Origin of the sequence: Acetobacter ascendens, assembly GCF_001766235.1 — a bacterium.
GTDB classification, from domain to species: Bacteria; Pseudomonadota; Alphaproteobacteria; order Acetobacterales; family Acetobacteraceae; genus Acetobacter; species Acetobacter ascendens.
On sequence record NZ_CP015164.1, the window covers coordinates 2,189,800 to 2,211,671 of the forward strand.

General features: G+C 52.2%; 37 protein-coding genes. 19 read left to right on the plus strand and 18 right to left on the minus strand.

Annotated elements, in window-relative coordinates:
- Positions 1 to 35: 35 nt before the first annotated feature.
- The 14 genes from A4S02_RS10655 to A4S02_RS15715 all read right to left on the minus strand — a co-directional run bounded on the left by A4S02_RS10655 (position 36) and on the right by A4S02_RS15715 (position 8,654).
- Complete coding sequence (locus tag A4S02_RS10655) at positions 36 to 1,553, minus strand: phage portal protein (protein ID WP_070323754.1); 1,518 nt, start codon at positions 1,551 to 1,553, stop codon at positions 36 to 38.
- Positions 1,553 to 2,551, minus strand: a complete 999-nt coding sequence (locus tag A4S02_RS10660; protein WP_157885550.1) for a phage terminase large subunit family protein — start codon at positions 2,549 to 2,551, stop codon at positions 1,553 to 1,555. Before A4S02_RS10660 ends, A4S02_RS10655 begins: the two co-directional genes overlap by 1 nt.
- Before the next feature lie 289 nt (positions 2,552 to 2,840).
- Positions 2,841 to 3,404, minus strand: a complete 564-nt coding sequence (locus A4S02_RS10665) for a terminase small subunit (RefSeq protein ID WP_070323756.1) — start codon at positions 3,402 to 3,404, stop codon at positions 2,841 to 2,843.
- A gap of 152 nt (positions 3,405 to 3,556) precedes the next feature.
- Complete coding sequence (locus A4S02_RS10670; protein ID WP_070323757.1) at positions 3,557 to 3,862, minus strand: hypothetical protein; 306 nt, start codon at positions 3,860 to 3,862, stop codon at positions 3,557 to 3,559.
- 88 nt (positions 3,863 to 3,950) lie between these two features.
- Positions 3,951 to 4,505: a hypothetical protein gene (locus A4S02_RS10675; protein WP_070323758.1), complete on the minus strand. Its 555-nt coding sequence runs from the start codon at positions 4,503 to 4,505 to the stop codon at positions 3,951 to 3,953.
- 285 nt (positions 4,506 to 4,790) lie between these two features.
- Positions 4,791 to 4,958, minus strand: coding sequence for a hypothetical protein (locus A4S02_RS15710; RefSeq protein WP_157885551.1), 168 nt, complete (start codon positions 4,956 to 4,958; stop codon positions 4,791 to 4,793).
- On the minus strand, positions 4,955 to 5,191 hold the full coding sequence (locus A4S02_RS10680; RefSeq protein WP_157885552.1) for a hypothetical protein: 237 nt from the start codon (positions 5,189 to 5,191) through the stop codon (positions 4,955 to 4,957). The genes A4S02_RS15710 and A4S02_RS10680 overlap by 4 nt, the downstream gene beginning before the upstream one ends.
- A 93-nt stretch (positions 5,192 to 5,284) precedes the next feature.
- Positions 5,285 to 6,028: a hypothetical protein gene (locus A4S02_RS10685; protein WP_070323760.1), complete on the minus strand. Its 744-nt coding sequence runs from the start codon at positions 6,026 to 6,028 to the stop codon at positions 5,285 to 5,287.
- Positions 6,029 to 6,031: 3 nt separating this feature from the next.
- Positions 6,032 to 6,904 (minus strand): DUF1376 domain-containing protein, encoded by an 873-nt coding sequence (locus A4S02_RS10690; protein WP_070323761.1) that lies wholly within the window; start codon positions 6,902 to 6,904, stop codon positions 6,032 to 6,034.
- 143 nt (positions 6,905 to 7,047) lie between these two features.
- A complete protein-coding gene (locus A4S02_RS10695; protein WP_070323762.1) occupies positions 7,048 to 7,470 on the minus strand; it encodes a hypothetical protein in 423 nt (140 codons plus the stop codon).
- Positions 7,467 to 7,670, minus strand: a complete 204-nt coding sequence (locus A4S02_RS10700) for a hypothetical protein (RefSeq protein WP_070323763.1) — start codon at positions 7,668 to 7,670, stop codon at positions 7,467 to 7,469. Before A4S02_RS10700 ends, A4S02_RS10695 begins: the two co-directional genes overlap by 4 nt.
- 3 nt (positions 7,671 to 7,673) lie before the next feature.
- The gene (locus A4S02_RS10705; RefSeq protein WP_019089567.1) at positions 7,674 to 7,952 is read right to left on the minus strand and encodes a DUF2312 domain-containing protein; all 279 of its coding nucleotides are present in this window, start codon (positions 7,950 to 7,952) and stop codon (positions 7,674 to 7,676) included.
- Positions 7,949 to 8,221, minus strand: a complete 273-nt coding sequence (locus A4S02_RS10710) for a helix-turn-helix domain-containing protein (protein ID WP_228142372.1) — start codon at positions 8,219 to 8,221, stop codon at positions 7,949 to 7,951. The genes A4S02_RS10705 and A4S02_RS10710 overlap by 4 nt, the downstream gene beginning before the upstream one ends.
- 34 nt (positions 8,222 to 8,255) lie before the next feature.
- Positions 8,256 to 8,654 carry a hypothetical protein gene (locus tag A4S02_RS15715; RefSeq protein WP_157885553.1) on the minus strand — a complete coding sequence of 133 codons (399 nt, stop codon included), beginning with the start codon at positions 8,652 to 8,654 and terminating at the stop codon, positions 8,256 to 8,258.
- Positions 8,655 to 8,702: 48 nt separating this feature from the next.
- On the opposite strand from A4S02_RS15715, the gene A4S02_RS10720 reads away from it, so the two are divergent.
- Positions 8,703 to 8,942 (plus strand): hypothetical protein, encoded by a 240-nt coding sequence (locus A4S02_RS10720; RefSeq protein ID WP_070323765.1) that lies wholly within the window; start codon positions 8,703 to 8,705, stop codon positions 8,940 to 8,942.
- 2 nt (positions 8,943 to 8,944) lie between these two features.
- On the opposite strand, the gene ssb is transcribed toward A4S02_RS10720, so the two are convergent.
- On the minus strand, positions 8,945 to 9,409 hold the full coding sequence (gene ssb, locus A4S02_RS10725) for a single-stranded DNA-binding protein (protein ID WP_070323766.1): 465 nt from the start codon (positions 9,407 to 9,409) through the stop codon (positions 8,945 to 8,947).
- Positions 9,409 to 9,792 (minus strand): hypothetical protein, encoded by a 384-nt coding sequence (locus A4S02_RS10730; RefSeq protein WP_070323767.1) that lies wholly within the window; start codon positions 9,790 to 9,792, stop codon positions 9,409 to 9,411. The genes ssb and A4S02_RS10730 overlap by 1 nt, the downstream gene beginning before the upstream one ends.
- A gap of 106 nt (positions 9,793 to 9,898) precedes the next feature.
- On the opposite strand from A4S02_RS10730, the gene A4S02_RS10735 reads away from it, so the two are divergent.
- The 16 genes from A4S02_RS10735 (at position 9,899) to A4S02_RS10815 (ending at position 18,322) form a co-directional block, all read left to right on the plus strand.
- Positions 9,899 to 10,183, plus strand: a complete 285-nt coding sequence (locus A4S02_RS10735; RefSeq protein ID WP_019089159.1) for a hypothetical protein — start codon at positions 9,899 to 9,901, stop codon at positions 10,181 to 10,183.
- A 352-nt stretch (positions 10,184 to 10,535) separates the two neighbouring features.
- Positions 10,536 to 10,934, plus strand: coding sequence for a helix-turn-helix domain-containing protein (locus A4S02_RS10745; protein ID WP_070323769.1), 399 nt, complete (start codon positions 10,536 to 10,538; stop codon positions 10,932 to 10,934).
- Positions 10,935 to 11,069: 135 nt separating this feature from the next.
- Positions 11,070 to 11,915: a DUF3800 domain-containing protein gene (locus tag A4S02_RS15275; RefSeq protein ID WP_082246819.1), complete on the plus strand. Its 846-nt coding sequence runs from the start codon at positions 11,070 to 11,072 to the stop codon at positions 11,913 to 11,915.
- Positions 11,916 to 12,440: 525 nt separating this feature from the next.
- Entirely contained in the window at positions 12,441 to 12,752 is a 312-nt protein-coding gene (locus tag A4S02_RS10755; protein WP_070323771.1) for a hypothetical protein, read from the plus strand.
- On the plus strand, positions 12,749 to 13,039 hold the full coding sequence (locus A4S02_RS10760; RefSeq protein ID WP_070323772.1) for a hypothetical protein: 291 nt from the start codon (positions 12,749 to 12,751) through the stop codon (positions 13,037 to 13,039). Before A4S02_RS10755 ends, A4S02_RS10760 begins: the two co-directional genes overlap by 4 nt.
- On the plus strand, positions 13,039 to 13,275 hold the full coding sequence (locus A4S02_RS10765) for a hypothetical protein (RefSeq protein WP_070323773.1): 237 nt from the start codon (positions 13,039 to 13,041) through the stop codon (positions 13,273 to 13,275). The genes A4S02_RS10760 and A4S02_RS10765 overlap by 1 nt, the downstream gene beginning before the upstream one ends.
- A 78-nt stretch (positions 13,276 to 13,353) precedes the next feature.
- Positions 13,354 to 13,674: a hypothetical protein gene (locus A4S02_RS10770; protein WP_070323774.1), complete on the plus strand. Its 321-nt coding sequence runs from the start codon at positions 13,354 to 13,356 to the stop codon at positions 13,672 to 13,674.
- 187 nt (positions 13,675 to 13,861) lie between these two features.
- Positions 13,862 to 14,323 (plus strand): hypothetical protein, encoded by a 462-nt coding sequence (locus A4S02_RS10780; RefSeq protein WP_157885554.1) that lies wholly within the window; start codon positions 13,862 to 13,864, stop codon positions 14,321 to 14,323.
- 1 nt (position 14,324) lies between these two features.
- Positions 14,325 to 15,158: a recombinase RecT gene (locus tag A4S02_RS10785; protein ID WP_070323777.1), complete on the plus strand. Its 834-nt coding sequence runs from the start codon at positions 14,325 to 14,327 to the stop codon at positions 15,156 to 15,158.
- Positions 15,155 to 15,745 carry a 3'-5' exonuclease gene (locus A4S02_RS10790; RefSeq protein ID WP_070323778.1) on the plus strand — a complete coding sequence of 197 codons (591 nt, stop codon included), beginning with the start codon at positions 15,155 to 15,157 and terminating at the stop codon, positions 15,743 to 15,745. The genes A4S02_RS10785 and A4S02_RS10790 overlap by 4 nt, the downstream gene beginning before the upstream one ends.
- Positions 15,742 to 16,116 carry a hypothetical protein gene (locus A4S02_RS10795; RefSeq protein ID WP_070323779.1) on the plus strand — a complete coding sequence of 125 codons (375 nt, stop codon included), beginning with the start codon at positions 15,742 to 15,744 and terminating at the stop codon, positions 16,114 to 16,116. Before A4S02_RS10790 ends, A4S02_RS10795 begins: the two co-directional genes overlap by 4 nt.
- A 39-nt stretch (positions 16,117 to 16,155) precedes the next feature.
- Positions 16,156 to 16,332 (plus strand): hypothetical protein, encoded by a 177-nt coding sequence (locus A4S02_RS15720; RefSeq protein WP_157885555.1) that lies wholly within the window; start codon positions 16,156 to 16,158, stop codon positions 16,330 to 16,332.
- Entirely contained in the window at positions 16,329 to 16,754 is a 426-nt protein-coding gene (locus A4S02_RS10800) for a hypothetical protein (RefSeq protein WP_157885556.1), read from the plus strand. The genes A4S02_RS15720 and A4S02_RS10800 overlap by 4 nt, the downstream gene beginning before the upstream one ends.
- The gene (locus A4S02_RS10805) at positions 16,751 to 17,062 is read left to right on the plus strand and encodes a hypothetical protein (protein ID WP_070323781.1); all 312 of its coding nucleotides are present in this window, start codon (positions 16,751 to 16,753) and stop codon (positions 17,060 to 17,062) included. Before A4S02_RS10800 ends, A4S02_RS10805 begins: the two co-directional genes overlap by 4 nt.
- Positions 17,055 to 17,285, plus strand: coding sequence for a helix-turn-helix transcriptional regulator (locus tag A4S02_RS10810; RefSeq protein ID WP_070323782.1), 231 nt, complete (start codon positions 17,055 to 17,057; stop codon positions 17,283 to 17,285). The genes A4S02_RS10805 and A4S02_RS10810 overlap by 8 nt, the downstream gene beginning before the upstream one ends.
- A gap of 173 nt (positions 17,286 to 17,458) precedes the next feature.
- The gene (locus A4S02_RS10815; protein ID WP_228142373.1) at positions 17,459 to 18,322 is read left to right on the plus strand and encodes a site-specific integrase; all 864 of its coding nucleotides are present in this window, start codon (positions 17,459 to 17,461) and stop codon (positions 18,320 to 18,322) included.
- Positions 18,323 to 18,492: 170 nt separating this feature from the next.
- Here A4S02_RS10815 and A4S02_RS10820 read toward each other — a convergent pair whose 3' ends face one another.
- Positions 18,493 to 19,278: a DNA/RNA non-specific endonuclease gene (locus A4S02_RS10820; protein WP_070323784.1), complete on the minus strand. Its 786-nt coding sequence runs from the start codon at positions 19,276 to 19,278 to the stop codon at positions 18,493 to 18,495.
- A gap of 144 nt (positions 19,279 to 19,422) precedes the next feature.
- On the opposite strand from A4S02_RS10820, the gene A4S02_RS10825 reads away from it, so the two are divergent.
- Entirely contained in the window at positions 19,423 to 19,815 is a 393-nt protein-coding gene (locus A4S02_RS10825) for a hypothetical protein (RefSeq protein WP_070323785.1), read from the plus strand.
- A gap of 291 nt (positions 19,816 to 20,106) precedes the next feature.
- Positions 20,107 to 20,763: an acyltransferase family protein gene (locus A4S02_RS10830; RefSeq protein WP_228142374.1), complete on the plus strand. Its 657-nt coding sequence runs from the start codon at positions 20,107 to 20,109 to the stop codon at positions 20,761 to 20,763.
- On the opposite strand, the gene A4S02_RS10835 is transcribed toward A4S02_RS10830, so the two are convergent.
- A protein-coding gene (locus A4S02_RS10835; protein ID WP_099046896.1) for an IS3 family transposase occupies positions 20,746 to 21,832 on the minus strand; the annotation gives its coding sequence in 2 pieces (ribosomal slippage) (positions 20,746 to 21,577 and positions 21,576 to 21,832; 1,089 coding nt in all). The two genes, A4S02_RS10830 and A4S02_RS10835, sit on opposite strands and share 18 nt — an antisense overlap.
- Between the last annotated feature and the right edge of the window lie 40 nt (positions 21,833 to 21,872).

Here is a 21,872-nt window from a genome sequence, read left to right on the forward strand (position 1 = left end):
CTTGTTGATTAAAAAACCGGCATCAGCCGGAAGCGTCAGGCCGTAACCTGATGCGTCTCTGTTTTCCCAACGCCCGCTGCCGCACGCACCGCTTTGGTCGCGGCTGCGTCTGCATTCCGGGCAGCTTGTATTGTTGGGTCTTGTAGTTCTGCCTGCACCCGCTCCCACTCAGTGGCGGGGTCTGCGCAGCCAGTCTTGGCCGCGAATATCGAGCATGCGCTTTCGTTCGAAAGGATGCCGCCCTTTACCGCTGTCACAAGGGCCTGTGACAACTGCAAAATCTCACCATCAGTTGCGGAAAAATACGGCGGCCATTCCAACGCCAGACCAGCATCATCTAGCGTGACACGCTCGCCATCAACCTGAATACCACCCTCAATTGCCAGAGAGAAATCGCAGATCATCCGATACAGCGAAAGTAAAGCACCTTCGCCATAAGACAGACGCATCCGGTCCGCGAGCCACACGAGTGACTGACACATCATCTCCATAGCCCGGCCAGATTGCGCAGCACTGATCTTATCAGCATGCGCCCTGTTGCCGTGCAGGATTTCCAGAACCAGCGCACGCAATTCGCGCCAGTATTCCATCACCGTGCCAGCAGAACTGCCGTTGATCTCCAGCATTTTCGCGCTGGCTTTCTCGGGCAGAACAATCGCCGTTGCAGAGCCACCTTCGCTGGCTGGTGCATCACCACCACCCGCAGGGTCGCCACCTACACCAGTAATCACCAGCTTAGGGTCAGAGCAGTATTTCAGACCACGTCCAACCTGCGAAAGCTGGTAATCACCCTCAATAACCGTATCAATCGCACGCTCAAAAGTGCATGGCCCATCTGGATCCTGCCCTGGCGGCGCTAGGTTTCGCACCCACACAATCGGCACAAAGCCCAAGCCGTGCGGCGGACCGCTGCGCTCGGTATCCACTTCCGGGTCAGCATCACTGGTTGCTAGCCATGGCTTGTAAACGCGGCTTTCAGTTCGCGTCCATTCACGGCGATACCAGTAATCGACAGCGTCGCTTCCCTCTGGAATAGCATACCCCAGAGCACGCACCTGACGGCCCTTGATAAGATACTGGCTGACAACCTGCACCAGATCACCCTTGGCGTCCAATTCAGGCTCCAGATATGGCGTATCCAGCACAGAAACCGACAAAGCCCCGTCAACCGCCTCAACCAGCAATGCGGCAGAACCGATAGAGCCTTTGAGAACGGCTTCCATTAGAACCGCAGGCAACTGGCACTCTCGTGTAATGCTGGAAAGCGCTTCTGCTGTGTCAGGGCTATCGCATTTCAGTGTTGGCCAATGCGTTTCACCGAATGTCAGGCTGGCCGCATCCTCAACCACAACTGTGCATAGATGCGAACGCACAGACGGCCTGCGCTGGGAGAGCGGGATATACTCATCGTTATTCCACTCCTTCGAGAACGGATACGGCAGCGCGTCATACATCGTGCCGTCACGCACAGCAGACAGACGCAGCAACCGCTGGGCCCGCGCAGATACCTGCTGCGGCACCAGAATTGTTTCCTGTAATTCCTGCCAATCCATTATCTGCTCAGTGAGAACCGTTTGTTTGTTACGAAGCGGGCTGGTGGAGGCGGATTTTTAACACCCCACATCAAATAACCTGTGGCATCAACGATATGATCATATCCGCTACGTTTGTCTGGCTCATTGGTGCCATCGCGGTAAGTCTGACGCTCATACGCTTCAATCGACTTCACGCACTTTGGATCCACAAACGCCCTTTTGGTTCCATCCGCGGCACAGAACATTCCATTTGTTACGTTAATTCGGTCACGTACCAATGGATGAGAGGGAGATGCCAAAACGTTAAACCCCTTGGCCTGCAGGATACTTATATCCGTTCGCCCTTGTGCTGATGTTTTCCGCTGGGCTCCTGCAGGGTCAGGATAAATCGTGATATGCGACACCTGACCGTCACGCCTGTAACGACGGATGATCTCGTCTGCCATTTCGTCCGTATTGGATGTTGGCATCACGATCTCGTCTACCTGCATCAAGAGGCCATCGCCTGACTTTTGCCAGACTGTGGCTGACATTGGATTGATGTTAAAATCCATGCCTATTAAAAGCGGCTGCCCTAGAATAAACGGACACGGCCGCACATTACCTGCGCGACTAAAGGCGTAAAGCACACGCCCCGCATACGTCTCGAACGATGCTTCGTATTCCTGCCGGAACTGCCGGATATCCATATCCCGCATAGCGGCCTGAACTTCATCAGACGGGATATTGCCACCAGCAAGCGATGTATAAAGGCACGACCACCAACCACTTTCGTGCTGCGGCCCCGGCTGGCCACGCAAATACTCATCACGAAAATGATTAAAACCTTTGGGCGTGCCAATGAATAACGCGTGGCCACCAGCCGTTGAAAGCATTGGCCGGATCGTCTCTGTCCACGCCTCCAGCTTCACGTCAGCCCATTCATCACCCACAAAGAAATATAGGCCAGACCCACGCAGCGCATCGTAATTGTCTAGACCGACAATCCGAATGATATGATCCGATTTCAGGGTCATACTGCATTCAGTTTCGTTCGGTCGCTTAAGCAACCACTTCTCAGGAATGGCCCGCTTTAGACGGTTCCAGAAGTTCTTTTTTGCCTGCTTAAAAGTTGGGCTTCCGAACCAGATTTCATTTTCTGGATGCACATCATTTTTGACAGCCATCCGAACCGCGCGCCGGATTTCCTCTTGAGCTAGAAATGTTTTGCCAAACCGGCGGCCACAAACAGCAGTCCGGAAACGACAATCAGGATGCCAGCCATGCTCGTAAATATTCCACTGCGGGTTCGTAAGCTTGGCACGCTCACCCTTCCGTAGTTTTTTCGCCACGGTCTATCCGCTCTGGGTCTTGATCGTTCGCCATATCATCAATCGCATCATCATCTTGAGGATCAGGCTTATCCAGCCCCAGATGCTTTGCCAGCGCAGTAAGAGCTGCGATCTTACTGTGTGATTTCACCTTGATAGTGCGATCACCACTTTCATTGATGGACTCACTGATTTCAGAAATGGTCCGGCGAGCATCATCGGAAACATCATCCGTATCCTTTACAACCACCTGACCATCTTTCACCGAAACAATGTCAGTGACGTCTGAAAAACCAATACGCGCAAACTCACGCAGCACATTTTCTTTCGTGATTGCGTAGCGTTCCATGATCTTGTCAGTACGTTTTTTGGCTCTTTGGTGGGCCTCATGAATAACCTGTGCAACTCGCGTGCTTTTCAGCATACGCGCGCCGTTGGTCCAAGCGGTCTTTTCATTGGCCGCTTTACTATACACCGCACGATATGCCGCTACGACATTTTCCCCATTCGACAGGTATTCTTCTACGAACCGCCGCTGTTTTGGCGTAAGGTTCGCCATGCATTTTTACCGGATACCCGATCTCCTGAAATGCGCTTCCTGCCTTAACGCTGCTAATTTAAGGCGGCACGTTTTACCCATGCCGTTGACTAAAACCTACCTAACGGGAGCCAACGGTTAGAGAGAACAGGATTGCGATGTGCGCTACATCGTTAAGAGTGGCCGCCCCCGAAACTGTTTTCGAACTGCCGCAACATTGCTTCACGCTGAACACGCCCATCGACTGCAATCAGCAGCGCATTGGAAGCGCGGCCTGATACATTCCCGCGCATCAAACCAAACCGTGGCCAACACCGGATACGCACATCAGGACGAAGCCCCGCGCTCGCGCATTCCATCATAGACAGCGGCAAGTCTGCACGGTGCCATGTATTTTCTGTTGCAGGCATGATGTCGCAAAGAAGCGACAGGCCGGACACAATACCAACACACAGGGAATCACGGCGCTTGAAACGCACTATGTCGCCACGCCTGAGTATCTGCTTTTGTCCGGGCAAAGAAAAAGCCGCACTGTGGCGGCTTGTGAACGTAGTTATTGCATTGTGGTTAAACGTATACAGAAACCTCGCTAGGGGTACAAGTCTTTTTATTTTTGCACCGCAGCAACCTATAGAACTCGTTCAACTGGCCCAGCAGCATTGCGCATTGTGCCGATATTTTTCTATGAGCTGATCCAGATGATACGCGCGGAAAGAACATCTCCCCCAACTGCCGAAAACTCAACTCATCTACCAACATCAAGCGCAAAATCTGGTTTGCCCGCTCACCTAGCGCATCGCGCACGTCCAAAATTCGTTCTAGCGCCACGGCACGCGTCATATTCCAAGAAAGATCATCATGCTTCACAGTTGTGTCCGACACATGATTTTCTGGAAACTCGATAATGCCTTCATACGCAAAGGTATAATCCCGATACCAACGCTCCCCTGCGTTTGCATCGTCCTGCGTGATATCGCCAGCGTTAAGCAATGATTGCACGGTTGTCAGAACGCGAGGCGGCTTTCCGCGAGTGAAAACAGATTTAGCCGCCCGTTCAGGCGTAGGTCCATTATCCTGTGCATGGGGAATAATGTAGCGTGGTTTTGTTGCGACCTTCTGCATATTACCCACCCAATCCTGCAATAATTTCGAAAAACGCCAACACCAGCCAGAGGCCGATCACGATGCGTGGCGGTGTGCGGTCAGTCGCGCGCATTCTTGAGCAGCTCTTTCTGCGCCTCAGTCAACGGCACACCAGCCCGCACATTCTGCAACGCACAGGCCACATTCCAATCAACTGGCGCTGTGTATGTTTCCACATTGCCGGGCTTTAGAAAGTCTGGGAGGTTTTCGCGCCATTTCATACGCAGATGGAATCACAAACCGCCCAGAAAGTACAGGGAAAACTTACCCTCCCGGCCCCTTCATCCAATCATCCCGAAGCGGTAGGATTTCCTCATCCAGCAACCCCGGATCTGGCTCATGTATGGGCGGCAGATCGGTGCGTGGTTCCTGTGTGGCCTCACGCTGATTTGTCGGCCATTCGTGCCAGCCTATTAGGTCGGTGTTGGTCATGAAATTTCCTTCCAATGAGTGGGCTGAACAGAAGACTTTCCATCTTCATTTGAAGTCCAACAAACACCATCGGTCCAGCAATCTGGCGGCTCTTGATCTTCAGCAAAATTCCACGCGCCGCAAAACTCCCCGTTCTCATCCACATAATGATCGAACCAAGAGATGATATTATCTTCACCGTGGCCGGGAATACGCGCTTGAATAGCGGTTCCATCCATTGGCGCAGCGTGCATTGGCTTCCATTCGTTTAATTCACACATACCCCTAAAATCCCCATATCTTCCCGCAGAGTGTACCGTAGCCGCTCATGCGGTCATTTATCGTTCTCACGCTCTAACCGCTCTCTCCGCGAAACCTCGCGCCTTTTTACGGCATACCGCTGCATGTTGCGCCTCTAGGTTCGTAATCAGCGGCTCCAACCATGCCTGAGCTTCCGGGCCTGCCGTTTCGAGCTGACGGCGATACTCGGCAATGCGCTGGCGCAGGCTCGGCTGATCTGGCTGGAGCCGCTTCACGGCATCCTTGGGCTGAACTGGCTGGCGCCCCTTCCACGCGTTGACAGCACACTCAACGGCAGCGCGTTCTTCCGCCGTGCGGCGCTTGGGTGCTTCCTTGGCCGCCTCGGACAACTTCACCACCTTGCGGGCCGCGTGAACCTGCCAGCGGATTTTCTCGGCAAACGGCAATAGGTGAGCGTAAAGCTCCGCCGGTGCAGGCCAGAACTTGCCACGCTCACCAGAGCGGGCCCATGCCCTACGCGCTTCTGGGCACCACACGGCTGCTGGCAGATCGCCGCAAACTTCCACCATAGCCTCGGCCTGCTGGCGAGCCCGCACTTCATCCGGCCCATTCACCACCAACCCAGCCAGCTTTTTCAGCCACGCGGCAATTAGCACGGGGTCGGCAGGCTGGAGCGCAACGCCCGCAACGGCCCGCGCTTCGGCAACGCGCTGCGGCGTCAGGTCGCGGACCTGCAATGGCACGCTGTTGCGGACGGCATCGAGCAACACACTCAAATCCGGGCTGGGCTGGCGAATGGCTGATGGTGCGAGTGTCGAAATTGCGTTCATCGGTCAAACTCCGGGAATGTCGGGCACACCGGCCCATGCGTCAGCCACACGGTCTGCGCGAGATTTCGGGGCGCTCCCCACGATGTGGGCAGATGGGATTGTTCCACTGGCCAAGGCCTGCGTGACGGGGCTGTTGAACCACGCTGGCGGTTTGCCCTTCCCGCCAAAGCGCGATTTCTCCCGAACGGTGCCGAGGATGATCTCGGTTGCGGTCTCGAACGAATATCCACGGGCAGACGCATCAGCCAGCCATTGGCGCACGCAGTCAGCCCGCACCATCGACCGGACCGGATTGTTGCCCGTGGCGGCGATCACGTCTTCGGCCAATTCCTGCCACCGGTCGGCAATCGGTTTTTCGATTTCGGTCGCGCGATTACAACCTACATCCGAACGTAGTGAGGTTATACTCTCCCTCTCCCTCTCCCTTGCATTGCCGCGGGATATGCCACGGCATTCATCTGTCATTGCCGCTTCATCATCTCCGGCATTGCCAATGCTACTTTTTTCCTTATTCCAGCGCTTTGCCGCGCGAGCCTTTTGAGCAAGACGGGCCTTCCATGCATGGCGCGCTTTTTCAGAAATTACAGGATGATATAAGCGCCCATCGGAACACTTTACCCAGCCCTTCAGTGCCATGGCGCGGATCTTCTTCCAGCGCGTACCAGCCCCGGATAGATGAGATAGAACCCTATCGTCATCTGGCAGGCTAGCCGCAGGCAGTTGAATCCACGACTTGCACCAGAGAGCAACTGCGGCCTTAAATTCGTCACCTGAGGATATAGCGAACAGATCACTATCAATCAGCCGCACTACATCAAGCGGCATAAATGGCAGACCACGCAAATCGCAATCTTCTGGCGTCAACGGCTCTTGCATGGTACAGAAACTCTCAGCCATGTCTTGTTACTCCAAGATTGTGGTCAGAAGGCCGCCCGGTTCCCCCGAACCAGCGGCCTTCGTCATATTAGCAGGGTTGCGCCCCGTTGGGTACGGGGTCGCAGGTGAAAAGTTGCTGATAATCACGGCAATATCTCCGTAATCGTCACCACTGTTTTTTGGTCGCATAAACGGCTTTTGACAGCGCGAATATCAAACGTGGCATATTCCGGCCCATCGTCCACAATGAAGCCTAGGCCGCGTTTATTCCGTACACGCTGGCGTGCTCCCGGCTTCCTTACATTGAGCAACTTTGGGGTAGTCAGGCTATCAATCAGGAACTTGGCGCCACCCTGGACGCCGTCATGATCTGGGGTGCCGCAGGAATGACGCTCAATAGATACATGCGCTTTCTGAAATGGCTCAGGAACGCGCATATTAACAGTCGCGCAAGCAACGGCGCGGGCCATCTTCTGGCGCATCCGTGTAAGTGCAAAACGACTTTGCCCTATGCTGTGGTTTAGCAGCGGATAGGGTTCAGGAAGTTCAAAGCGAATTACCCTCACGCGAACCGTCCCGCACCATCACGGCGGCGGCCAAGGCGTAGCGCATTATTCTGCAAACGGAGCTGCCGGTTTTCTTCACGCAATCTGATGTTTTCAGCATTCCGGCGCGTGACAGCCTCCAGAAAGCGGGCATTTTCTGCCCGCAGTCGAGTGTTCTCACGCTGGAGTTTAGCGTCTGGGGATAGGAGCGTTTTCAGCATAGTTTACATCCCAAGGGCACGGCGATAAACGTCAAGCAAGGTTTCTTGCTCTTCCACTTCGGCAGGTTCCTGCCTACGAATGCGGATGATCTGACGCAGCACTTTCACATCGAAGCCAGCGGATTTTGCTTCGGTGAAGATGTCCTTAATGTCGCCTGAAAGAGCTTTGCGTTCTTCTTCCAAACGCTCAACACGCTCAATAATGCTTCTCAGCCGATCAGCGGCAATGCCACCAACTGCCGGGTCATTGCTGTTGTGGCCTGCCATTTCTGTTGTGTTCATCGGTTCATTCCTCTTTTTGCAGGCACACACATCGGCACAACGATGTAGCCAAGGGCGTTGATAATGCTTTCTGGTATGTCGCGTTTGTGCGACAGGACTTCCGAAACAACCGAGCGGGAAACACCAGTTTTACGTGACCACGCACTTTGGCCGCCGGCCAGTTCAACCGCATCGGCTAAACGGCTACGGATTTCGGATACTGGGAATGGGGTCATTTCTTTAACTCTTCCCTCGCTGCCTTCAACGCGCGGTCCATTTTGTCTGCCCACGTATCCCAATCAAACCACGACACATGAACCCATGTTACGTGGACGGATGGAGGCGGTCCGCTGTGTGTTCGGAACCATGCGAAACGGCAGAGCCTGAGTTTAATCCACGGCATTTCTCTCCTTCGCGCTCTTTCCGGCGCTGCTGCACGAGGGCGTTGACCTCGGCAGCGATAGAGTCACAGGAGGCCATCAGCTCAATAAGCGCCTCAGCATCGGGCGCATTGGTTCCTGATAGCCAGTTACGCGCGGCCCGCGGCGTTTTCATCGCAGAACGAGCCAGCATTTCTGCCGCAAATCGGAAAGGCTCAAACTCGCGTTTGATCATATTCAAGAGCCTGTCACGGACAGGCGTATGTACGGCGCCCATCATTTGCGGAAACTTTCGGTCATTTTTTGACTGTTTAAGGGCGTGAATTGCCCGATCATTCCACATCGTTTTCCTCCATTCTCCGTTTTGTGAGAACGGGAGATCGGAGAAACGATGAAGAAGGAGACTGAATTCGGAACTGTAGAATACGGGGGCACATACTCCCCCGATTTGCTGAACGCCTGCGATGCAGCGCCAGATATCCCGCACGGCACGCCGTTCCTATGGAACGCTATTGTGCGCAGTGCGATCATCTGGGCGCAGCTCAACACCCACGCCACCATCAGGCAGCGCGTTCTTTTGCTACAGGACGTAGCCGACAAGCTGGGGGTTGATGCGGCATGCATTGGATAGGCTCAGAACGGGATATCATCATCCAGATCGGGATTGCCTTGCGGGCTATCCCATCCACCGGACTGCTGATTGTTCTGGCCACGGCTTTGCTGTTGGCGCGGGGCATCTCCTGCATCTTTATTATCCAGCAGCACCAACTCGCCGCGATAAGCCGCAATCACGACTTCCGTGGTATAGCGTTCCTGCCCACCCTGATCTGTCCATTTGCGGGTTTGCAGGGAGCCTTCCAGATAAACTTTGCGGCCTTTGCGCAGGAAACGTTCGGCCACATCAGCCAGACGTTCATTGAAAATGACCACGCGATGCCATTCCGTGCGCTCGCGTTTTTCTCCAGATGCGCGATCATTCCATGTGTCACTGGTGGCCAGCGAGAAAGACACGATCTTTGCACCGCTCTGGCTGGTGCGAACATCTGGGTCTTTGCCCAAATTGCCAACGAGCACGACCTTATTTACGGAGCCAGCCATCAGAACCAACCCATGCTGGAAGCATACGAATTGCAGTTGTCGCAAAGGAAGCGGCATTTATGCGGCGTTGTAAAAACAGTGCGGCACCTGCTGCAAGCGCGCGTGCGAAGATCAAGATTTTCAGCGCTCGCATGGCCATTGATAGCTGTTGCCTTCTTCCATCTGCGAGCCCTGCCCCGCTGCGCTGCCCCCTGTTTTTTCCTGCTATCTTCCCAACGCTTTTTCTTTGCTGCATCAGAAATGACAAGGGACACGCGCGCTTTATATTGGCATCCCTTAGGCGTGCGATTAAGCACGTTGCCAATGACTTCCCAACTTTCTCCCGCATTCGCCATGCGGTTAAGAAGTTCCACCTCTTCCTGTTTCCATGGAGTTCCCACCATCACGGGGCCTCCCCGTCCGTACGGGTATGCTTCGAGTGCTGATTGACCAGCACCCGAAGCCCCATCACCATGGCAATCGCCACAACCACCATGGAGATTCGAAAAAATGGAATTTGTTTTGACAGCTTGGTCTGAGCGCGCTTTGAACGAGCACGAAAGACCTCACAAAGACATGCCAATGATGGAAATAACCGCCGAATGGGACATTCTGCCCACCTCTGCGCCAAAGGATTTGTCTGATCCCCGCCGGATAAAAGGCGCGATGAAATGGACCGCGCCAATGACTCCCGATCTCTCTCCGAAAGAGCGCACGGCTTGGTTAAAGAAAATCCTCCGCGAGGCGCTCGATAATAAGCAACCTCCTCGTCTGACATCCAGTCAGGAGCAGTAATAAACCCTGTGAGTGTAGGAATCAGCCTTTCTGGCCGTGGCGTGGCTATTCCTGCACTCATCGCACCGCCTCCTGCGCTGGGGTGCGCTTGAGAGATGCGACATATCTTTTGGCGGCTTCTATAGAAGCTAGCGTCACGTTCCCTGTGCGCAGACGAGACATAAATTTCGGATTTCCTGTAGCCCCGAGACTAAAGGCGCGGTCAGAGAGAGACCTCTCTTTCTGGACGGTCTCGATCTCTTTCAGAAGTGAAGTGCGTATCGACATAGGACATATATGTCCTATTCCTCTTACAGAAGCAAGGACATTCTTGTCCCGTGAAAGCTAACCCGTTTCAGGGCATAATTGTCCCATGAAAAAACAGGCAGAAACACTAGCTCAAGCTATAGAAGAGGCGATTCAGTCGCGTGATCTGTCCGCGCGCGTAGCTAGTTTGAAGGCTGGCTTAAGTGAATCGGCCATTAAGCATATCTTAAGAGGAACCAGCGGCAGCCCTAAAGTGGACACCCTCGCTCGGATTGCTCATTCGAACAACATTCCTTTTTTCGTTTCTTTTGATGCTCATGGATTTATCCCCGGAGACATGGAGAGAGATGGCTCTCATCTTGTTCCTTCTCCGAACACGTCTGCGCAAATTCTCGATAACGCCGAGGAGGCTGCTTGGGTCGGACTCTGGCGCGACATGAACGAGAAACAAAGGCGGATGGCGCTTGCCTTGATACAGGCCGCCATCGATACCGATGCTGCTTAACTCCTCGCCAGTGATTCTGTGTGCCCGTACCATGTGGCGAGTATGTCAGAACGAAACGTGAACAGCAAGGCTGCCAAATTTTAGGGAGCTTCGTGTGGTTTGGGCGGCGGATATAAAAGCCAAGAAAGTTCCATAATGACCTCTCCAACAAAGTACGTGGCTTATATTGATGAGGCAGGGGATGACGGCCTAAAAAACGTCGCCAACGTTGACGGGTATTTTGGTTCAGATTGGTTTGTTTTATCATGTGTGGTGGCTCGATATAATTACACCTTACGCTTTCCAGACCTTTTAGAAGAAGCTCGGTCAAGTGCCGGGATGCCAAGCGGCCGAGATATTCATTTTGTAAAATTAAATAATCACAAAAGAAATAAGATATGCGGAATTTTGGCCGCTTCGCAAATCAGATGGTTTGCCGCCATATCGCATAAAAATAATATGCGCTCTTATCACAATAAGCGTGCACAATCCGTCTCTAAAAAAAGAAATACCCTTTATAATTGGTTAACAAGGCTAATTTTAGAGAGAGTTACGCAATATTGCCACGATGATTTAATAAAATTAAAGCAGCCAGTTTATCCACAAGCATTAAAAGTAATAATGTCCTCTCGTGGTGGATTAACCCATGGAGATATTGGCTCTTATATTAGTAAATTATGGATACAAAGCAGATCATCTAGTTTGTATTTGAATAAAGGATATGTGGATTTTGATATATTCGCCCCAAGTGGCTTATCAATCAAAAACAACTTTGATGTGGCTGGATTGCAATTAGCAGATATCGTAGCTAGTTCCATTTACAAATCTTTGCCGCAAAAAATTCAATCAAATCCATGCAGCGCATTTATAGATGAATTGCTCCCACGCTGCGCAGAAAGAAATGGGATGCGTGAAGAATTCGGAATTACTTTTTGGCCGCAAAATTGGCGGCACACATTAAGCCCAGAAAAATCCAATGCTTTGAAAGGACTGCTTAAATAAATGACGGCAGCCCCCGTCCTTGCTATCCCATCAGAGAGGATAATTAGATCGCCATCCTCAGGGAAACCCTCTCTCTGACTGCTACCCTCTAGGGGCGGCCCAAGGTGAACTCGGCGTTGCTGCCGTCTTTGGAATCTAAGCATTATCCATGAGGCATTGCAATTTTTAATTCTGCATAACTCATTGCGGAATCATTCTGCCCAATCCCTGCCCTTTTCTCGCCCAAGCACGGGCAAAGTCACCTGCCAACCTCCTCTTATCCAATAAGAGGACAAGGCCAGATGAAACGCATTTCTTACTACGTGATTGACATTACCAGGCAGGCTTTCTCACTCCTGTCTGTGTCCAAATGGTTCGGTGTAGAGAGCATGATGGCTTACGCACCTCGGCATTAATCTAAGCTCATTTTATCCCGCCCCAAATTCGGAGCGGGATATTTTTTATCTAAAATGGGACATTTTTGTCCTTGCGTCACGATCTATAATGAGACATATATGACCCATCACGAACGAAAGGTGATGGGCGATGGAACAGGCACAGACGGTCGAGCAGAAGGCTCCCGACATTTACACGCACAATGCCGCGAAAGATAAAAACGCACGCGACCTGATTGATGGTGCGCTGAAGCCTTATGGCGCTCGCATAACCAATGATGGGCGCATCCAGAAAGGCAACAAAGAGCCATCTGGAATTTATGTGACTTCTAGCAAAGGCCGCATTCGCTTCCGCTATGAGAACGGATCATTAGCCATGAGCGGCCCTCTAGAAGCTAAAACCGTAAAGGATTTCGTAGAGAAGTATTGGTTTTGGGCCCCGGTAAAAGGGCGAGCAAAATGAAGATGCAAAAAGCAGATTGGCGCGTTCTGGAAAAGGGCAGTAAGCGCGAAATAAGCATTATCGGGGCGTTTGGTGATGGGAAATCTGTCGATATAAAATTCGATGTCTTTGATCGCCGACGTATAATTGAACGCAATATTGCGCGCGGTTTCATCATGCCGGGTGAATACTTCAACAAATACAAAATAACCAAAGCTGGCTCTGATGAATTGGATAGGCATTTCCGCGCCATCCAAGAACGAAAGAAATCACGCGAAGAAAAACGCAAAAAGAAAGGCGCCGCATAATGTCCGGTACAATCCACAAAGACGGTATCCCCGAACGCATCGGAAGCGGTGCGCGGGATGTGTGCGACTGGTTCCAGTTTACGGCGCTGGGGCAGTTGTTCTGTCTGGCTGTGTTTTTCTACGGCCTGTTCGCGCTCATCGTTCTTACAGAACCCGGTCGCAAAATAGCTGAATACCTGATCGAGCTGGTCGTCATGATCGGATGCGATCTGTTTGGCGCGCCCTACCCCTACTGATGCCGCAATGTTTCCCGCTGCCCGCAGCGGGTTGCATGGCCGCATTGGCCGAATGTTTCTCCACGCTAGGAGTAGAAAATGGCTTACACAAACAAGACGTACGCAAACGCCGTGCGTGATGGCATGTTTAATACGGATGATGTGCCGGCGCATGTAGCGCATGAAATCCGCGAATATGAAGCGGCAATAGATCAACACTGCCAGATCATCATGCGCATGCGGCGGGATGAGTTTTCAGACCGCGGTTTTGCAGACACGATGATTAATTATTCCGAAGAAGCAATCTCGGAAATGGTCTGCGCGGTGCGTGAGCTACGCGAAAAGCGGAAGGAAAGCATTAAGTCTGCTGCCCTGTCGCATAATGACGACATGCGCAAAGTTGCGGAGTGCGCGGCATGAGCGCGTGGAATGAACACGAAGCAGTCGTGCACTCACTTCTCCTGCAACATGTCCCAGATGATAAACGCGACATGGCAATGAAGGCACTTTCCAATCTGACACGCGAATACGTGCGGATGGAATTGCAAAACCGCGATGCCATGGAAGCCGTGAGGCGTGCACATCCGTTTCGCATGCTGGAGGTTGCGTGATGGATGCCGTTCTCGCAACCCTCAATAGAGCGCACGCTGATTACATGCGCGAAGCCATGAAGGCGTGGAACGATCAGATCATCGCGTCTAGGGCGGGAGGGGCCAACACAGATGCATGCGCTCTTGAGGCCATTGGTGCGGCAGAGGATATGATGCGCAAGGCAAAGATGGCGACAGAACTTCTGCGCTCAGAACTCGCAAAGACGATGCAGCAGGACGGCGTAACAGGGTTTCAGTCTGATAACTGGAAGGCCAGCCTGCGTGAGCGGTTGCCGGAGCCAATGGTCACGGATGAAAAGGCACTTCAAGCCGCCCATCCCGAACTTTGGAAGCCGCAGCCGGATAAGTTCCAAACCACAGAAATGAAGAAACTGGCCCGGAAGCAGAATTTGCCCGGCGTCACAATGAGCAATGGCGGCGCTCCCGTTTTGGTTGTTAGCGCCCGGAAGGATGGTTGAAATGAGTAATGCACTGACAGCGACAGGCGGCTTTGCAATTGATGGGATGCAAGGAGCTATGAAGCTGGCTACGGCTATGGCGTCTGCAAAGATGGTGCCACAGCATTTGCAAGGGAGCCCGGGCGATTGCCTTATGGTTATTGAGCAAGCGATGCGCTGGCAGATGTCACCCTTTGCTGTAGCTCAGGCTACCGCCGTTGTGCGTGGAAAGATGTGTTTCGAAGGTAAGCTGGTCGCAGCGGCTATCCAGACGAGTGGAATACTTGAGGGGCGTCTGCGCTACGATTTTGAAGGAGACGGAGAAAATCGGAAGGTGATCTGCTCGGGGCATATCCGCGGCGAAAGCAAAGAGCGCACGGTTGAGGTCACTCTTGGGAGTGCCAAGACAAACAACGAATGGTGGGAAAAAACCCCTGACCAGATGCTGACATATCACGCAGCGCGGGTGTGGGCTCGGCGGCATGCTCCAGAAGTTATGCTAGGTGTTTATTCTCCTGATGAATTTGATGAGCCTCGCAACCAGCGGGAAGCAATAGATGTGACGCCTGATGCAAATGCAACCCTGACACCCCCCGCCCAGCGCGAACTGACAGAAGAAGAGCGCCACGAACGATACGTCACACTGTATACACGACGCGCCAACGCATGCACAAACACGGAATGCTGTGATGATCTGTGGAAGGCGTGGGATGAGAAGATCGATCAGGCACGCGAGATGGGGAAACCAATACCCTCTGGAACAGTTGACGCCGTTCGGAATATTATCTCGGAACGCATAGAGGCTTTCAAGGAAAAGGCTTACACAAACGCACCCGTTGATGGAGTGCCGGCATGATCCTCTTTTTTGATACGGAGACTACAGGCCTACCCGACCGGTACACTCCCCTCAATTCCGACCGGCAGCCGCATTGCGTGCAGCTTGCGGCCCTGCTGACAGAAGATGATGGAACGGAACGCGCAAGTCTGAATCTGATCGTTCACCCTGATGGGTGGACGATACCGGAAGCGGCGGCAAAGGTTCATGGCATCACAACGGAAATGGCGCAGCGTTGCGGTGTGCGCGAAGCAATCGCAGCCGCAGCCTTCTATGATCTGACCAAAAAGGCCGATCTTCTGGTTGCGCACAATATCAAATTCGATGTGCAGATCATCGACATCATGTTTGCACGTGTGCCGCGTGGATGGCGTCTGCTGGGCGAGAAGTTCTGCACGATGGATGCAGCCGCCCCGCTGGTGAACCTGCCACCAACAGAACGCATGATCGCTACGGGCATCGACAAGCCCAAAGCACCGAAACTGGAAGAATGTATCAAGCACTTCTTCAATGAAGAACTCAAAGGCGCTCACGATGCCATGGTGGACGTTCTGGCCTGTGCTCGTCTGTTCTTCCATTTGCGCGATGTGGAAGGAGCCGCAGCATGACCAAAAAACTAAAAATCCTCGGCCCTTACACGCCAGAACATGAAGGGCCGTTTTGCACGCGGGATGGTATCCCCGTCGAATTGAAAATCCGCGATGGGAGATCTATTTGTCCATTGCAAGGCTATATCGGCGACGAAAAAATACTTACCAAATGGTGGTCAGACGGGCGATATACGCGGGCTTGTGAAATGTCATTGGACCTCATGAACGCCCGCGAAGTTCCTGTGGCGCGGGAGTTTTGGGTTAATGAATATGCACGGGGATTTGGAGCTCTTAACACCACTCGAGAAGAGGCATTACGAACACGCGATTTGTGCCAGTTCAGTCACATAATCCACGTCCGCGAAGTGCTGCCGGGAGAAGGCGAATGACCCAGCTCCTCCCCATAAGTTGGCTACATCAACCCACTGGTGGCAGACGCCCTACGCGACCCAACCAGCGGCATCAATGCTACGCAATTACGGGCAGAGCGTAATGGGCCTGTGTCAGAGCCGCTTGTTTTGAAGGCTGATGCGGATGCGGTGATTGCAAAGAGCACCGCAAGAATTGCGGAACTAGAAGAAGCCCTGAAAGGCCCGGAAGCATGAGCGCGATGACTAACACCAACTGGCCCGACCCAACGCTGCCCGGTTATCCGTCATGGCCAGAGTATTACGGCGAGCATGTTCTTATCGAAAGAAGAACGGGAAATAAGGTTCCCGGCATTTGGAATTCACCCTATGCCGAGTGGATTCTGCCGAACGGCAGCTTTAAAGCCAAAAATGCTGCCAATTACTATATTTATTCCCATTGTGCCTGTCTCGGCCCCTCCCCCATCAGCCCGCGGATGTCCGAAATTCTGGCGTCGGAAAGGGAGAGGGCCGCTAAGGCCGCAACAGAAGTCAGAGATACATACTATGCACAGCGCGAAGAAGCGAAAAGTGACGACGAGCGGATTTATGCCGACGAACGCATGCGTGCCGCGCAGGAATGTGCCGAAGCCATTCGCAACCTGGGAGCCACGCCATGAGGACGAGAGAGGAGCAGATCGCAGATTTAGAAAACCAATTTGGTGAGGAGGGCACGTTCGCATTTGTGGATGATAGAGATGCAGCCACCAAACACATAATCGAAGCAGAGCAACGCGGATACGAACGCGCACGGGCAGAATGTGCGGCTGATACGCGGCGGTTGGAGTGGTTGGCGGATATGAAAGTAGGAGTTGAATACAGAGAAGAATTTGGTTGGGGAGTATATGAAATACTTGAGGGAATGCTTGGAGAGGCACCCACCCTGCGCAAAGCCATTGATGCAGCTATGGAGGGCGGGAATGGGTGAGATCACACCACGGCTTTTGTCAGCAGAGGAAGCGGCGCGATATGTAGGCCTGTCCCGACCTGCATTTCAGGCTACTATCGGGAAAGAAATTCCGCCCATTAAGACCGGCGTGCGCCGCTTGATATGGGACAGGCTGGCTCTTGATCGCTGGATTGATTCCCAATCCGGTATCAATAATCAGGAAGCGCCCAAAGAAGTTAATCCATTAGACGCATTGATGTGATTGCCGTTCGAATAAAATATGTTCAGAAACACAGGGGGAGAGATGGCAGGGTCAGGTATTATTTCCGACATCCCCGCCTGCCCCGTGTTTCTCTACCCGATCTGCATAGTGATGATTTCTGGCCTGCGTATCAAAAGGCATTATCGCAAAATACGTTTCAAGAAAAACAGACCATGAAAGAAGGCGGTACATTCTCCGCTTTATGTGAGGCGTGGCTACGCTCAGCGCATTACATAGGGCTGAAACCATCAACACAACGCGGATACAGAAATATCGTGCGCCGTATGCAACTGGAGGATTTTGCAGATCATCAGGTCAGATATTTCACCACTCCCCATATAAGAGCATTTATTGGCAGGAAGTCCAAAACACCAGCAGCGGCTAATCACTGGCTGAAAATGTTTGGTATGATTTTCCAGTATGCTGTCGATAGAGGAGAAATTGAACGGAACCCGGCCACAGGTATCTCTCGCATGAAAGAAAAGAGTGTTGGAGCAAAGTCGTGGGAAGATTCTGAGATAGCTCAATATGAAAACTATTGGCCCTCTGGTTCCACAGCGCGGCTGGCGCTGTATCTGCTTCTTTACACCGGACAGAGGCGCAGTGATGTGGTTCGTATGGGATGGGCTGATATTCAGGAAGACGGGCTACTATCAGTGCAGCAAATGAAGACTGGCACACGGTTACTCATTCCCCTTCACCCAGCATTAGCGAGGGAAATTGACCAAGCCCCTAAAACGCATTCTACATTTCTCACGATCGAAGACGGGAAACCTTTTTCAGTTCATGTGTTCTCCCATCGTGTTACGAAATGGGTTGAAATGTGCGGGATAAAAGAGCGCCTTTCACCACACGGGCTTCGCAAGGCTGCGGCCCGCAGAATGGCAGAGGCAGGATGCTCACCTCATCAAATCGCTTCCATTACTGGCCACAAGACGTTGAGCGAGATAGAGCGTTACACGAAGGCGGCAGATCAAGCACGTCTGGCAAGAGAAGCAGTGCTAAAAATAGGGCGCGGGAGTTTTACAAAATCCTGAAAGTTGCTGATTTTTAGAGTATAAAATATTTGAGTTTTACACTCTAACCCATTGACAAATATACAGCCTAGAGTCGCCCACAGATTCTGCGGATGCTCCGGTGGGTAAGCCTGTGGATAACGTGTACAACCTAAGTGAAAATCGTGATCTGTACAGACCTCTTCCCACGCTTACCGCCGTATTTTACGTGGTGACGGCAAGCGCCAGAAACTCTGCTTAATGTTATCCGCCACACCCGGAAACGGATCTACCCCTGTATTGCGAATAAGGGTTGCTACAGTCACCTGATCGCAATGTGGAGAACGTTGTGCGTTCTTGCAGACATATACGCCCGCAGCTTGACGCCGGGCGGAATACACAGCCTTCCATGTAGAAGACGGCACAAACACGTGGTCTGCCCCAATAGTTGGAATAGGATGACCATGAAAAGCAGGGCCGGTGACCACATATAAATCACCTTCCTGCACAGCCAGTTCCCGCACTGTATATTCAATACGTGCCCAAATGCCCTGATTGAGCGTAATGGATTGCGGTACCATGTTAGAATACGCAAAAGTTTCAAATTGTGCTGTAGGGGTTGGCTGATCCGCACTGGGCGCCATGTGCCCCCTGCTGTAGCCAGATTTTTTGTAATCCTGATCTCGGCTTCCATCTGGCCAGCGGGAATCTTCATAAAAAGTGCCAGCACGCATCAAGCGTTCTGCAAGGCGTACATTATTTGCCTGCAAATGCTCCGCTGCCCACAAAGGTGTGTGCGTGACAGATGAAACCAAAACAGCATAGCCGGTGTTACAAAGCAGTTCTGTCTGCTTCAACATGAAAGGCCGCGTTATTGTGGGCAATCTGTTTTCTGGCCCAAAAGCCTGACATGCTGCGTTTTCCTGCGCCCAAGCACCAGAAACTGGCAGGCACGCCACAGCCATGCCCAAGCATATTTTAGCAACACGCAAACTCATTGAACGGATACCAGCGTGGAGCCATGTTTTGAATACACAATGCTGCCTTTGTTGAATGCCATAAAACACAGGATGTCTTTATAGAAAAGATAATGCCCAAACAAAGGCACATAAAACAAAATCAGCCATAGTTATGGAGCAAAAATGGAGCAACCCACACCTTCCGCCCCGGATACGCCAGAAACCCTGCGCGAACACCGCACGCAAATGATGACGGCAAAACTACCCACCAAAATGCGCCGTGGCATAGAGTGGTTACGCAAACCCGAGCAAAAATGGGTGCGTCTGCCTTCTGGGCTGTTATTAATTTTGGGTGGGCTGCTTTCCTTTTTACCTGTGTTGGGTGTGTGGATGCTGCCTTTGGGGATTTTACTGCTGGCGGAAGATATTCCGCTCTTTCGTAGCCTGAGCGGTAAGATGTTGGGCTGGATTGCCCGGCGCAAGCCCTCGTGGTTGGGCATTGCCGAAAATGAAACGGAAGAAGAAGCCTTCCTGCGTATTAAAACCTTTCTGGAGCAGGATTTGTATCATCCCTGAAGTTTTTGTCCGCAGGTATCTTGACTGCCAAGCTTAGCGTCCTTGTCCACAGATTCTGCGGATGCTCCGGTGGGTAAGCCTGTGGATAACGGGCACAACCCGTGTGAGTCATGCTAATGATTTCCCCACACTCCGTATCAATCTCTGCATCTGGTTGAACATCTTTTCCATCATTTCACTTACTGTCCCGCATCATGCATGGCTGTGGTTTGCATGATATTCGGCGCAGAATCTGGTCAACCGCACCCCCGCCCGATATGAACCCTGCAAATATTAAAAAAGCAGGGTCAGATGGCAGGCAAATATAACAAAAACATAGAAATACAGCTTATGCGCATTATCTCCATTGCCTTGGTTGTTATGGCGCATCAGGCATCACTCCGCACCAATATTCACCCACATTTTGGGGAAAGCCTCGGAACAGTTTTGCGTCCTTGGTTGGGTGTAGATATTTTCTTTGTCATATCCGGTTATTTCATGGGTTATATGGTTTTGGGAAAATCCAAACCCAACATGGAATTGGCAGAAAAAGTTTCCTTCTCTCTTGAATTCTTCAAGAAAAGATTTCTCAGGCTTTTTCCCGCTGCCTTTTTCTGGATAACCGTGACACTCACGGCGGGCCTTATTTCATCCAACCGCGGGTTATGGGGGGATCAAACCAGCCTGTTCTATAAATGGCTAACTTCTGTTTTTTATATCAGAAACTTTGAAAACGCAGCCTCTCCCAGTCCATTAGGCTGGTATTGGTCTTTATCGCTTGAAAATCAGTTTTATATTGTTTTGCCTCTCCTGTTCTTCACCATAGGCAAAAAGTTTTTCATTCCGTGCATTTATGCTCTGGCTGCACTGCTACTTTTCTGGTTGCCAGGTGGCGTTGATTGGGGATGGTACGGTAATCCCCCCATTTTTAGTGGGGCATTGAATGAGAATTCAGGCAGCTGTTTTTAGTTTCTGGGCGGGGGTTAGCCCGCTGTTCCCCATGTTGGGTCTGTCATGGTTATATGTCCAGAGCCATTGTGTTGCGACCTCCTGCACGTCCTGAATGCTTTCAAACAAATACTGCTCCAGCCATTCCTGCCGGACAGTTCTGTTGTAGCGTTCAATATAGGCGTTCTGCTGCGGATTACCCGGTTGCGTATAGATCAGGGTAATCCCCTGTTTTTCGGCCCATGAAACCAACGTATGACTGACATATTCAGGGCCATTATCCATTCGGATGGCTTCTGGCCTGCCACGCCACTCCATAACCTGTTCCAGACAGCGGACAACCCGACAGGCTGGCAGGGAAAAATCAACCTCGATCGCCAGTCCTTCACGATTGAAGTCATCCAGAATGTTCAGGAGCCGAAAAGCACGTCCATCCATCAGCCTGTCCGCCATAAAATCCATGGACCAGACCCTGTTGGGAAGGGCCGGAACCGACAGCTTTTCTGGCTTTTCGCGAACCAGACGCTTGCGGGGTTTAATCCGCAGGTTGAGTTCCTGTTCCCGATAGATCCGATAAACCCGCTTATGATTCCAGAGCTGTCCCTGCACATTGCGCAGATACAGGAAACACAGACCAAATCCCCATCTCCTGTGAGCCTGGGTCAGTCCCACCAGAAGAGCGGCAATCCTGTCGTTCTCCGCTGCCAGTCGCGGACGATAGCGAAAGCAGGCCTCGGATATCCCAAAAATCCGACAGGCCAGCGCAATGCTGACCCCATGATGCGCCACAGCCTGTGCGGCCAGTTCCCGGCGCTGGGCTGGCCGCTTCATTTTTTCCAAGGGCTTCCTTCAGGATATCCGTCTGCATGCTCAAATCCGCATACATGCGCTTCAGCCGACGGTTCTCCTCTTCCAAAGCCTTCATCTGACTGATCATCGAAGCATCCATGCCGCCATATTTCGCGCGCCACCGGTAAAACGTGGCGTTGCTAATCCCATGCTCCCGGCACAGGTCAGGAACCGGGACACCGCCCTCAGCCTGGCGGATCACACCCATGATCTGCGCGTCAGTAAAGCGATCACTCTTCATCAGAATCTCCTCAATTCTTACGCTGAGAAAATTCTCATTC